9 protein-coding genes and 1 pseudogene are annotated in these 12,963 nt (G+C 45.0%); 5 read left to right on the top strand and 5 right to left on the bottom strand.

The annotated features are described in order from the left end of the window. The first annotated feature begins 269 nt into the window (after window positions 1-269). Complete coding sequence (locus ACQW03_RS24200) at window positions 270-1,487, top strand: MFS transporter (RefSeq protein WP_220029568.1); 1,218 nt, start codon at window positions 270-272, stop codon at window positions 1,485-1,487. 133 nt (window positions 1,488-1,620) lie between these two features. Here ACQW03_RS24200 and ACQW03_RS24195 read toward each other — a convergent pair. From ACQW03_RS24195 to ACQW03_RS24175, 5 genes and pseudogenes are all read right to left on the bottom strand, one after another. After that, window positions 1,621-1,824: pseudogene (locus ACQW03_RS24195) on the bottom strand (ABC transporter ATP-binding protein); the annotation flags it as partial. Between the two features lie 32 nt (window positions 1,825-1,856). Continuing rightward, window positions 1,857-2,819 carry an alpha/beta fold hydrolase gene (locus ACQW03_RS24190; protein WP_441952474.1) on the bottom strand — a complete coding sequence of 321 codons (963 nt, stop codon included), beginning with the start codon at window positions 2,817-2,819 and terminating at the stop codon, window positions 1,857-1,859. 228 nt (window positions 2,820-3,047) lie between these two features. Then, window positions 3,048-4,415 (bottom strand): sensor histidine kinase, encoded by a 1,368-nt coding sequence (locus tag ACQW03_RS24185; protein ID WP_441952157.1) that lies wholly within the window; start codon window positions 4,413-4,415, stop codon window positions 3,048-3,050. After that, a complete protein-coding gene (locus ACQW03_RS24180) occupies window positions 4,412-5,086 on the bottom strand; it encodes a response regulator transcription factor (protein WP_028541655.1) in 675 nt (224 codons plus the stop codon). Before ACQW03_RS24180 ends, ACQW03_RS24185 begins: the two co-directional genes overlap by 4 nt. Before the next feature lie 1,031 nt (window positions 5,087-6,117). Next, window positions 6,118-6,414 (bottom strand): PTS sugar transporter subunit IIB, encoded by a 297-nt coding sequence (locus tag ACQW03_RS24175; RefSeq protein WP_023988898.1) that lies wholly within the window; start codon window positions 6,412-6,414, stop codon window positions 6,118-6,120. Window positions 6,415-7,246: 832 nt separating this feature from the next. Here ACQW03_RS24175 and ACQW03_RS24170 point away from each other — a divergent pair. The 4 genes from ACQW03_RS24170 to ACQW03_RS24155 all read left to right on the top strand — a co-directional run bounded on the left by ACQW03_RS24170 (window position 7,247) and on the right by ACQW03_RS24155 (window position 12,838). Then, on the top strand, window positions 7,247-8,854 hold the full coding sequence (locus tag ACQW03_RS24170; protein WP_076293642.1) for an acyl CoA:acetate/3-ketoacid CoA transferase: 1,608 nt from the start codon (window positions 7,247-7,249) through the stop codon (window positions 8,852-8,854). A 117-nt stretch (window positions 8,855-8,971) separates the two neighbouring features. Next, window positions 8,972-10,216: an L-lactate MFS transporter gene (locus tag ACQW03_RS24165; protein ID WP_071641014.1), complete on the top strand. Its 1,245-nt coding sequence runs from the start codon at window positions 8,972-8,974 to the stop codon at window positions 10,214-10,216. A gap of 83 nt (window positions 10,217-10,299) precedes the next feature. Further along, window positions 10,300-11,259, top strand: coding sequence for a DUF561 domain-containing protein (locus tag ACQW03_RS24160; RefSeq protein ID WP_023988901.1), 960 nt, complete (start codon window positions 10,300-10,302; stop codon window positions 11,257-11,259). 190 nt (window positions 11,260-11,449) lie between these two features. Further along, the gene (locus tag ACQW03_RS24155; protein WP_071641015.1) at window positions 11,450-12,838 is read left to right on the top strand and encodes a sigma-54 interaction domain-containing protein; all 1,389 of its coding nucleotides are present in this window, start codon (window positions 11,450-11,452) and stop codon (window positions 12,836-12,838) included. Window positions 12,839-12,963: the final 125 nt, after the last annotated feature.

The following is a 12,963-nucleotide window of genomic DNA, read 5'->3' as shown; positions in this document are numbered from 1 at the left end:
TATGTTGATCGTTTTTTTATTTAGATATCATTCCCAATTCACAAGTTTAAAGTGAGTACTTTTACCACTATTCTAATTCACGTCCTTAAGGATCATTGACCTCTTTATTTTCCATGCTCTACTTTCTTCATGATTTCAAAAAACATTTGACTAATCAGTAGTTGATTTATTATATTATCTATTATTATATAGACAAAAATATATTTTGTTTATATAAAATGATATTTCAAGGGGGTTGCGCCCTGAAAACAGGAAAGGAGAGTTTGTTGTTGTTTAAAAATCCATATATAAGGACCATTATCGCTTCCAATGCGCTGCTAAATTTGGGCATTTGGGTGCGCAACTTTGCCATACTGTTGTATGTAACAGATTTGACTAATAATGATCCCGTATACGTATCGCTCATTTCGGTTGCTGAATTCATGCCTATTTTTTTGTTCGCTATCATTGGAGGAACATTCGCGGACCGTTGGCGACCCAAACGGACCATGATTAGTTGCGATTTGCTATCCGCGGCTTCTATTTTTATTGTCTTGTTAGCGTTATGGTACGGGTCATGGCAGGTGCTTTTGCTGTCCACTTTCTTTTCAGCCATTCTATCTCAATTTTCTCAGCCGTCTGCGATGAAGATATTTAAGCAGCATGTAGCACCAGAACAGCTACAGGGAGTGATGGCCCTTTTTCAATCTCTCATGGCATTATTTATGGTTATCGGCCCTGTTATCGGCACATTTATTTATCAACACTTTGGAATTTTCACTTCAATGTCTATAACCGGAATATTGTTTCTCATCTCGGCGCTTGTTCTGACTCGTATTCCACAAGATGAACAAGCGCTTGAGATAGATAATCAACCAACTCATTTCATTCAAGAGCTTAAAGAAGGAATACGTTATGTATGGAATAACCGCACACTTCGCACGCTTGGGGGAACATTTACCGTAATCGGGCTGGCGGTTGGACTTATTCAACCATTAATGGTTTTTGTCGCCATCGAGAACCTTGGACAAAACAAGGAATTCCTGCAATGGCCGTTAATGGCGAACGGAGCGGCTATGCTGGTGGGAGGCGGCCTGATTATGGGGGTTGCCAAAAAAGTACAGCCGCAATTGCTGCTGGTGGCCGGACTTTTGGTCAGCACACTGACAACCTTTGGAGTCGGATGGTCGCATAATATTGTGCTGACCATGGCACTACAAGTTTTCAGTGGCCTATTTTATCCTTGCATTCATATCGGTATCAACACAATGATGATGAAAAACGCCGAAGCTGCTTTTATCGGTCGCGTCGGTGGTGCCCTCTCTCCACTATTCTCTGGGATGATGGTCGTCGGTATGAGTATCGGGGGAACACTCAAACACGAATCCTCCCTTAACACCGTATATACCGTGAGCGCCGGCTTGTTTTTGGTCGGAGCAATGCTATTGTTACCATTGCTTCGTGACAGGCAGCCCGTACAAGCTGTCATAGCCGATGATTCTAAATAACAGCACAAGAAACCGCCCCTGGGATATGATATGGCTTCCTCCGGGGGCGGGTTTCTTAATGTTGTATCATGATTTCATACAGATTATGACTCTCTTCCTTCATGCTGTCTTTTCCACATTCGTGCATACAGGCCGTACTTTTTCCGCTACCAGAAGGCTCTATAAGCGCTGTGAAAGAACGGAATGGCATAAACATGCTCACATCCCGCAGTATAGGCTGGTCACCATACCCAAAGCTTATGCGCCTCAGCTTAATGTCGTGTCTTTCCGAAGGCAGCTGGTCACCCGGCATCACTGGCTCGTTCAGCAATTGGACGATACGCTCCCCTGCCTGTTGTCATCAATAGGAAGGTACCTTTTTCAGTGCACTTATTTTATTTCTTTCATAAAGTTCCTGAAGTTTTCAACGATTTCCTTTGATTTGGTATGGTGTAAATAATGTTCTCCTTCAAGTGTCGTTACTTTTCCATGAACAGAATCTTTGACTTGCTCTTCATGTAGTGGTATCCATCTTTCCACATCTGTATTATTCGTTTGTATAAAGAAAATAAGAGGCAGATTTTTTGGGAATGTTAAATTTTTAGCTGCTTTAAAATTAGGATAAATATTTTCCATTTCGTTTGAGGTGCTGGAATTATACATGTTTTTGAGAGAAAGAATTCTCATTTGTTCTTTTGTTTCATCACCATAGGGTAGTCCAGCATATGGGTCACCAGTTAGTTTCATCACCAATCTGGCTAAACCTGATTTTTTGAGAAATTTAAACGTTTTTATTGGTAATTCAGCATCCATACCACCTTGTGTTGGAACACTGCTATCAATCCCTACAAAAGCACTCACTTCGTTTTCATATTTGTTCACATAATCCAGTCCGTAAATGCCTGCAATGGAATGACCCATTAAAATATATCGGTCAATTTTAAGACTCTGTAAAGCTTCATGAATTTCACTTACAATATTCTCTGTGTTTCGTTCCTTTTCGGTTAGATCACTTAATCCATAACCAAAAGGCTCAATAACGACGACTTTGTAAAATGGAGATAGCTCTTCTACTAGCGGTTTAAAATCAAGTGCTGGTGCTGCTGTTCCATAACCTGGTAGTAACACGACGGTCTCTTCGCCTTTTCCTTGAATCAAAACATTCATTTTTTTCCCATCTACAGGTACGAACTGACCATAGGATTGTATTTTTCCTTGCTCTGATTTGCTGCTGATAATATTAACTGTATAGACAACGGCTAGAAAAAGCACGATTGCTATAATTATTGTTCCTATTATTTTAAGCAAAACGCTTCGTACTTTATTTGTTCTCGTTCCATTCCTCATTTTCATTACCTCTCTTCGTTTCACGCTTAACTTCTCCTGTCCCCATTCTGTTTGTTGGGCTACCTTAACGAGCCGCTAATGAAAGCTTAACGAAAGAAGATGTACTCCCTATGACGACAATATGAACGGAGTATGAACAAGCAAAAAAATGCTACGTTGTCCAAGGAAGCTGCACATAATGCTGTATCATGAAAATGCGGTTTAGATCATCCGAATGATACCCTATGAATCTAACTAATCTGGTGGCGTTGTGATTGGCAAGGTGACAATGACGGCCGTTCCTTGGCCGGGTTCACTTTCCACTCGAATGTCGCCTTGATGAAGCGATACGATCTGTTTAACGATGGCGAGTCCCATACCGCTACCGCCATATTTTCGACTGTGGGAACGATCAGCTTTAAAAAACCGCTCGAATATACGCTTCTGGTCCTCAAGGGAAATACCAATGCCCGTATCGGATATTCGAACTGTTACGCTTTTGATATCTTGCTTGATGCTGACGTTAATAACGCCGCCATCCTTGGAAAATTTGATGCTATTACCGAGTATGTTCGTCCATACCTGGTTTAATTGATCTTGATCCGCCAATAGGCGAACGGTCTTCAAATTGAGCTCGAAACGGATGTTGCGAGCCGACCATTGCGGCTGGAACGCGACGATGACTCGTCTGATCTGTTCATCAAGGCTGAACGTGTCCTGCCGCATCTGCTGTGACTGCGATTCAAGCAAACTCAGCTTTAGCAGGCTATCGCTCATCTTGGACATCCGATCTGCTTCCGCGATAATGATATCGAGATAACGGCTTCGCTCGTTATCTGCTATGTCTACTTGCTTGAGTGCTATAGCATAACCGGATATCGAGGTGAGCGGCGACTGAACTTCATGCGACACATTCGTGACGAACTCCCTACGCATCTGCTCAAGTTGCTGTAGATCATGCATCATTTCTTCAAAGCTGCGAGCCAAAGTACCTAGCTCACCCTTTTGCTTAATATTCAGCTTGACGTTGAAATCTCCAACTGCTACACGTCTGGTCGCTTTTGTTAGCTTTTTGATCGGTCTAACTAGGAATATAGAAGCAACCAAAATCAATAGGCTTCCTGTTACCAACGAATAGGTCAAAAAAGTAAATAACCATTTTTGGGCAAAAGAGGCGGAAGGATACATAAGAGGCTCCACAAACATCGCTCTCATTCCCATTTCCGTTTTCAACCTCAGTCCCAAGAGGTTCGTTGAAACACCACTCGGATTAACTTGAACAACTTCTCCATCCAATACTTTCCTTACTTGATCCATCGTCACAGTAACAGGATTTTGTCCGTTAAGCGTTCCGTAAGACTGGAACTGCCCCGTTTCATCGAAAATTCGAATATAATAGGAATCGAGTTGTTTCATTCCACTTACAAATAAGTCCGCTTCACGTAACGGAATGGTTTCGTAAACCCGGACAATGTCCTGACCAAAGTTAAATAAGGTGGTTTGCAAATTTTCGTTCAATTTCTCTTCAAACACCCAAAATGTTATAAAAAAAGCAATGATCGTCCCCGCTAGGACGGAGACCAGAAATGTCAGGACAACACGTGTATATAAGGATCTGATCATTCGTAAACCTCAAGCCGGTAGCCAAGCCCACGCACCGTCTCGATACGAAAATCGGGTGTAGTCGCGAACCGTTCGCGCAGGCGTTTAATATGTACGTCTATCGTTCGATCATCTCCAGTATAATCGATCCCCCAAATTTGATCGATCAACTGCTCGCGCGTATACACTTGTCCAGGTGTTCCAGCGAGCTTATACAGCAATTCGAACTCCTTGAGCGGCAACGTGAGCGACTCCGTCCCTCTCATCACCTTATAGGTCTGCCGATCAAGGATGACGTTGCCGAACTGGATCGTCTGCGTGGTGCCAATCCGATAGCGTTTCAGCAGTGCTCTGACCCGAACTGTCAATTCTAGTGGATCAAACGGTTTCGTCAAATAATCATCTGTTCCAAGTTCGAAACCTTTCACTTTCTCCCATGTTTCGCCTCTCGCAGTCAGCATAAGTAAGGGAAGATCAGGATTGGCTCTTCTGAGCTCCTTGCATAACGTCCAACCATCCATTATCGGCATCATAATATCGAGCACGACAAGATCGATATGCCTTGTAGCGTAGACGGTCAGTGCTTCCTTACCGTCTGCGGCTTCGGCTGTTACGAATCCGTCGTTGCGTAGAAATAAACAGACGAGTTCGCGAATGTTCGCATCGTCGTCAGCAACCAGTATAGTAGGCATTCGTTTCCTCTTTCCCTGTTTTCATCCCATATTGAAGTAACCATTATACTATAGATAAAATTGAATCGCTCCTATTCTTCCTATAATTTTACAGTGTTATTCCTCCTGGTTTCCGCAGGCCTCAGAGCCCTCATCATGGCCCTGTTGTCCTGATTTACCAATACCCAAAGGGCGGGCACTGCAGGACGTCTTAAATCCCTGCCTCGGTTATACTTTTTTTGCTTCTTGAAACCAGGAATGCTCATCATTTGTCATAAGGACACTCCTGTTAATGAAAAACACCCTACTAGCATTAATGGGGATGAGACTGACCCCATAACGTGAGACAAATCAAAACACCTTCAAGAGAATCGAACCATGTCGTAGATATGGAGATAACCTATGCTCTGAATGAAAGCCATCCACGGAACAGGCGGCTGAATAGTCGATGTTCAGCGCTAGCTCTAAATAAGGCGTACCGAACCTTCTTGTAATCTGGACTGGATCATGAAATAGCATTTTACTGTGCGAAAGCTCGAAGCCTTTACGTAAAAAATGTGTACGATGCACACCGCTTCCCCACTATTCGGGTATATGATAAATATGCTCATGTTTCAATGCCGATTGAGTGAGATCATTTTCATCGTTTATAAGGTTTGAATCGGCTATATGGTTATATGGTTATAGTAATCATTAAATGTAGACGGAGAATTATGTATCTTCATCTTGTTATCGCTTCCTCCCTTATCTGGATTCGTAGTGTATACGAGTTCCATTCATGATTACAATTATAATGATTATCATTCTCATCCAAAAGATAATAACATCCATTCGCTACTAAGTTAACATAATATTTATTGCGAGATTAATTTTCTATTCTGTAGTTTTAACATATCAATATCTAATCTCTGTTGTTTAATTTATCGAATTTTCAAAATATGGATGCTTGAACATAACTTATGGATACAGAAATAAAAAACCTTTAAGACTGCTTATAAGTAGTCTTAAAGGTTTAAATGTGAGGAATGATAACGCTTTATAAAGTTGGCGATTTAAATCATATCCAGCGCTGTTTTCAGCACATTCGCTCCATTCATCATTCCATAATTCATCATATTGATTACAGTGACTGGAATCTCGTTGCCCACTTCTTTCTTCACGTCATCTTCCGCGTGTCCCATTTGGGGGCCCAGCATAACAATATTGACCGGCATATGCTCTCTTATGCTACTCTCACTACAAGCTTCGATTACAATTTCCACATTTTGTGCACGAGCCGCCTCTTTCATTCTCTCCACCAGCATACTTGTAGAAAATCCTCCTGCGCAAGCCAGCAATATCTTTTTCATTTATCAGGCGTTTGCTTCCTTCGAGGACAGGGCTCGAAACCTAGCTCTTAGCTCGGGACGGACTGTGATAGCTAAGTAATGCCAAGTTTCTACAGTCAAGTATTTCCATTTCCGAAAAAGTATATCGTAGCAAAATTGCGAAAAAATCTACCTCGACAGACAACATAAATTTTTTTCATTATTTATGAACTCCTTAAACTGTTCATGCAGAATTCTCCCTTCGCCCTGGGTATATGAATTGTTATGTATTGGACTTACATAGTGCTTACTTGCTGAATATCCCCAGTACCCTCAGGTTTAATGGCTCCTCTGCCCATCGTCCATTCTCACAAGATCAAGAAAGTGTTGCATTTTTGCTAACGCATAATAACTTCCCCAGACTTTCCCTCGGCTCCCCTTGATTCTTCTTATTGAAACAAGACATCGTTCCTTTTATATCCCGTGTTCCAAGGCTCTATTATGCTCAGGCCCCTTGCCATAAACAATTTTTCTTCCTTATTTGCATGCTTTTCTTACCTTTCACCCCTCATCATATTTGCAATTTTGCTACACTTCCTCACCTCTATCCCGAGTCGTTGGCCCCCGGTTGACGAGAAAAAAAACACGCATTATGATTCAAGTGAAAATATTCACAATTCATTCCGGAGTGAAAGTGAATGTTTTCACACAATAAACAGAATATCCGCTTTTCTATTATTCTACTTATTCCGTGATGACGGCAATTAGCTTGCACATGACACTCGGCAGCTTGCCCGCACGTAATGTGAACTTCTAATCTATGTACTTATATCCATATGATTTCAATCCATTTTATTGAAGGAGTGAGCACTCTATGTCCAAAATCATTTCAGCGAGTGAAGCAGCAGCACTTATCCCGGATGGAGTCACCATTGCCGCAAGCGGCTTTGGGCTCTCCTGTTGGGCCGAGGAGATGGGTATCGCCATCGAAGAACGATTCTTGGAATCTGGTCATCCTCGCAACCTAACAGTTGTTCATGCCAGTGCGGTCGGCGACCGCCGGACCAAGGGAATGAGCCATCTAGGCCATGAAGGTCTGATCAAACGCTGGATCGGCGGGATCGCCCTTGCTTCGCCTGCTATGGCTAAATTAATTGAAGACAATAAATGTGAAGCCTACAATTTGCCGCAAGGCGTAATCACACAGCTGTTCCGTGAAATTGCAGCCAAGCGCCCAGGTGTCATTACCAAGATAGGCATGGAGACCTTCGTCGACCCTCGTGTGGAAGGCGGCAAAATGTCAGCCTGCACAACGGAGGAGATCGTCAAGCTGATTGAACTGGAAGGCGAAGAATGGCTGTTCTATAAGAGCTTCCCGATTCAGGTCGCATTGATCCGCGGTACCATAGCTGACGAGAACGGGAATTTGACGCTGGAAAAGGAAGGCCTGCATATGGAGGTTCTACAGATTGCTCAGGCAGTGCGCAATTCTGGCGGTATCGTAATTGCTCAGGTAGAGACTGTGGCCAAGAACGGGACCCTGCATCCGAAGGATGTTAGAGTGCCAGGCATTCTGATCGATCATCTAATTATCTCCGAACCGCAAAATCATTTCCAGACTGAAAACACACAATACAGCCCTGCCTTCGCAGGACATGTGAAGGTACCGATGGACGCCATGGAAGTGATTCCGCTCGACGAGCGTAAAATTATCTCCCGTCGCTCCGCAGCTGAGCTAGTACCAAATACCGTTCTGAATCTTGGCGTGGGTATTCCGGTATGTGTGGCTACGGTTGCGGCAGAGGAAGGCGTCAGCGACCAATTGATTCTGACAACCGAAGCAGGCTCAGTCGGCGGCGTACCAGCAGGCATCAAGGATTTTGGGCATGCGTACAACTCTGAGGCCATCGTAGATCATGTGTCCCAGTTCGACTTTTACGACGGTGGTGGTATTGATCTCTCCGTGCTGGGGCTGGCTCAGACCGACGAATCCGGGAATGTGAATGTCAGCAAGTTCGGTACCCGTGTTACGGGCTGTGGCGGCTTTATCAACATTTCCCAATCAGCCAAAAAGCTCGTCTTTGCCGGAACTTTCACAGCAGGAGGCCTGCAAATTGCTGTTGAGGACGGCAAGCTTCGGATTGTACAGGAGGGTAAAACTAAGAAATTCCTGAAGGAGGTTCAGCAAATTACTTTCAGTGGCTCTTATGCGACCAAGGTCAAGCAGCGGGTCGTCTATGTGACGGAACGTGCGGTATTCCAGCTGCAAGATGGAAAAATGACACTGACAGAGATCGCGCCTGGCATTGATTTGCAGACCCAGATTCTCGATCAGATGGACTTCATGCCTGTCATCTCACCAGAACTGAAGGAAATGGACGCCGGCATGTTCTGTGAACATTGGGGTAAGCTGCATGACGTGATTACGATCAAGGGTAGCGAGCAAGCGAAGCATGAGGCTGACGCTTTGACTACTGTATAGTACAGCTCAGGAGATACCGGTAGCTGTCAAACGGACTACCAGACACGAATTATGGAATTGCGGAGTAATGCTTCATCCCACGCGCACTGATCCTGCATATGAAAGGACCAACACGAAATGGAAAATGTACAACTGAATCGCTGGCGCATTCTAATCGCCGCGACCCTGATCAATATTTGCGTCGGCTCCATTTACGCCTTCAGCATTTTTGCACTGCCACTGAGTAAAATGCTTGCAGTGAGCATGCCTGAAATTATGATGGCCTTTACGATTAACGGCGCAATTGCACCGATTCCGGCGATTCTTGGCGGAAAGCTCGTAGACCGGGGAGGTGCCAGAATTGCCATCTTCATTGGCGGTACCATGTTTGGACTTGGCTTCATCTTGACTGGCCTTGCGACTGCACCTTGGATGCTATATCTGACGTATGGCATCATTTCTGGTCTTGGACAAGGTGTCGTCTATGCGGCAACAATCGGTAACACTATCAAGTTCTTCCCAGACAAACGCGGACTCGCGGCTGGAATCGTGACCGCAGGTTATGGCGGTGGAACAGTAATCATTGCCCCACTTGCAAACGCGATGATTACCCACTCAGGAGTTCAGACCACTATGATGATCCTTGGCACCTCCTTTCTGATCGTCATTTTGGCAGGTGGGCTATTTACTCAAGCTTGTCCGGCAGGATATATCCCTGCTGGTTGGACACCACCGCAGACGTCAGGTTTACGTCCGGTTGCCGTGAATTTGAACTGGCGGCAGATGATCAAGCAACCCCTGTTCTACGTCATTGCTTGCCTGTTCCTGATCGGCGCTTTATCTGGCATGATGGTTACATCCAATGCTTCCGTCATTGGCCAGACGATGTTCGGTCTATCGGCCAGTATAGCAGCCTTGTTCGTGAGTCTTTATTCGCTTAGCAACTGTCTGGGACGCATTTTCTGGGGAGCCATATCAGACAAGATTGGCCATCTGCGTTGTCTGATGATGATCTATCTGGTCATTGCCACCATGATGCTGACACTTGCATTATCCGGCTCCATAGTTGGATTTTCTATTGCCATTATTGGCATCGGCCTGTGCTTTGGTGGTACGATGGGCGTCTTCCCTTCAATCGTCGGACAGAAATTTGGCATGAAATACTATGGTGTCAACTACGGAATAACCTTTATCGGCTATTCCGGTGCCGCATTCTTTGGACCGCGAATTGCGAACTCGGTAGCTGCCGCCAATAACGGCATATTCACCAACGCCTTTTACATTGCGCTCGTTATTGCCTTGGTCGGGTTCGCGCTGACATTCCTGTATAAGGCCTTGGAAAATAGTAAGAACCCTGCACCAGCTGCTGTTGAAAACGTTTGATCAATCCGTTTCTATATTAGCAAATCACTATTTTTAGTATTAAGTATAGTACAACCTATAAATTTATATTGGAGGAACTAACCATGAATATTACAGAACTGCTCGGTATCCAGTACCCTATTTTCCAAGGTGCTATGGCCCAAATTGCCCGTGAACCACTCGTAAGTGCTGTATCCAATGCTGGCGGGCTGGGCATTATTGGCTCTGGCGGCATGTCGGCTGAGGTACTTCGTGAAGAAATTCGCAAAGTTCGCGCAGCCACCAACAAGCCGTTTGCCGTAAATCTGATGCTGATGATGCATAATATTCCCGAATTGATCGAGGTTATCGTCGAGGAAAAAGTCAACATTGTTACGACGGGCGCGGGCACACCAGCTCCGTATATGCCAATCTTCAAGGAGCATGGCATTAAGGTGATCGCCGTCATCCCTTCCGTCAAGATTGCCAAAAAAATGGAGGCTATCGGCGTGCATGCCCTCGTGGCCGAAGGTACAGAAGCTGGCGGCCATGTCGGTGAAACAACCACCATGGCACTCGTTCCACAGGTTGTTAGCAACGTATCCATCCCTGTCGTTGCCGCAGGCGGCATTGCCGATGGACGCGGAATTGCAGCAGCCTTTGCACTCGGCGCACAGGGAGTTCAGGTCGGAACGCGCTTCCTCACCACCGTCGAATGCCCGACGCATGACAATTTCAAGCAAGCCGTCATTGACGCCGACGATACCAGCACTACGGTTACTGGACGCAGCATCGGTGGACCCGTCCGCAGCATCAAGAACAGCATGATCGCCGAATACCTCAAGCTGGAGCAAGAGCATGCCTCCCGTGACGAATTGGAGAAGATCAGCCTTGGCTCCCTGCGCAAAGCCGTCTTCGAAGGTGATACAGATCGCGGTTCGGTCATGGCAGGACAAATATGCGGCCTGTGCGACGAGATTACGACAGTTGAGCAGATGATTACGACAATGTTCAGCGAAGCGCAGGCACTGCTAAATCGTCTTGGACAGACACAGATTACCGGTGAGCAGATAGCATCAGTATAATATAACTTGTAAACAAAGAAAAAAACGGACCATATCCATATTTAATAGGAAACGGTCCGTTTTTTGATTAGATTTGCGTGCTAATTTTTATCTGGGTAACCTCTGTTGTTCGTAGCGTAAAGCAGATATAATAAAAATGAAACAATCATTTCAGCATAGCCTCGATAATCCAAAAGTGAGTTGATCGATCATGACCCGACGTATAGATAAACGTTCCACCGATGAGAGCGATCAGTCCCCTGCCCCACTGTTTGTCACCGATTCCAAAGGTAATATTTTAATCTCCAATGAATTCACTGCCTTGACTATCGGCATTCCGTTGGAGGAGCTGTTGCGCTACAATGTACAGGACCTGGTGAAAGCCGGCTACTACAAGGAATCAATAACAATGAAAGCAATACAGTCCAAACAAAAGGTAACCCAGTATATCAACACTGTACGTGGCTTTAAGCTCAAGTCCACTGCTCTTCCAATACTTGATAGTACAGATGAGGTGCAGCTCGTTGTTACCAGTACTAACAACTATAAAGGTGGATTATCCATCATAGCTGCCCCTACGCTGCCACATGGGTATGAGAACAGCAAACGTTCAGTCACTTCAGCCTCTGTACTTAAGAATAACGGGATCATTGCTGAGAGCCTGGCGATGAAGCAAATTATTCAGGTGTGTGACCAGATCGCTTCTTACGATAGCAAAGTACTGATTTTGGGCGAATCAGGGACAGGCAAATCAGTAATTGCCAAATACATTCACCGCCAGAGCGCAAAGTGGAACGGACCTTTCATTCCGATTAATAGTGCCGCTATTCCAGCCGCATTATTCGAATATGAGCTGTTCGGATATGTTCAGGGGGCTATGCCCGGCTTAATGGACGAGAAGCAAGGCTTGTTCGAGGTGGCCAGAGGAGGCGTTTTGTTCTTTGATGAGGTCGCCGAGCTTCCACTGGAAATACAGGCCAAACTGCTTGATGTGCTTGAGCGTGGTGAATTCCGGCGTGTGGGGAGCACCGAAGCCATTCTCATTCAATGCCGGATGATATTTGCTACCAATCGTGATCTATGGAGTATGGTGAAAAAAGGATTGTTTCGCGAGGACTTGTACTATCGAATCAATGTCATTCCGATCCATATCCCGCCGCTACGTAGTCGCAGACTGGATCTTGTCGGACTGATTTCCAGCTTTATTGCTCATTTCAATAAGGTATATGATAAAAAGTATGTATTGCCAGCGGACGAATTTCAAAGAATGCTAGCCGAGCCATGGCATGGGAATGCGCGTGAGCTTCGTAATTACATCGAACGATTGATCGTAACTGATCAGACCGTGCTGCGCCAGCAGCAGCCGGTCGAACAAGTTACAGACTGGTTCACATTGGACCATTTCATTCAGGCCAATCGCAGTCAACTAAGCGGGCTGAAGGAATATACGGCGTTAACCGAGGGACGATACATTCAGCAGATGCTGCAGGTCTGTGGTGGCAATAGTGCCGAAGCAGCCAGACAGCTAGGAATTGATCGCTCCGCTGTTTATCGTAAGCTGAAGAAGATGGAGGACATTCTTGCAAAGCTGAAGGTTTAACTACGAAGTACAGAGCACACAGGGCCTATCCTTCATAGAAGTCACCTATACTAGTGGTTTTCATACAAAAAAGCGTGTCTCGGGTTAAAGGCACGCTTTTTTGTAACGGTTTATTTTTCTCAATT

The organism is Paenibacillus sp. DRB1-1 (assembly GCF_052119485.1).
Lineage (GTDB): Bacteria > Bacillota > Bacilli > Paenibacillales > Paenibacillaceae > Paenibacillus > Paenibacillus polymyxa_B.
Note: the sequence above shows the minus strand (reverse complement) of the source record. Positions and strands in the feature narration are given on the sequence as shown.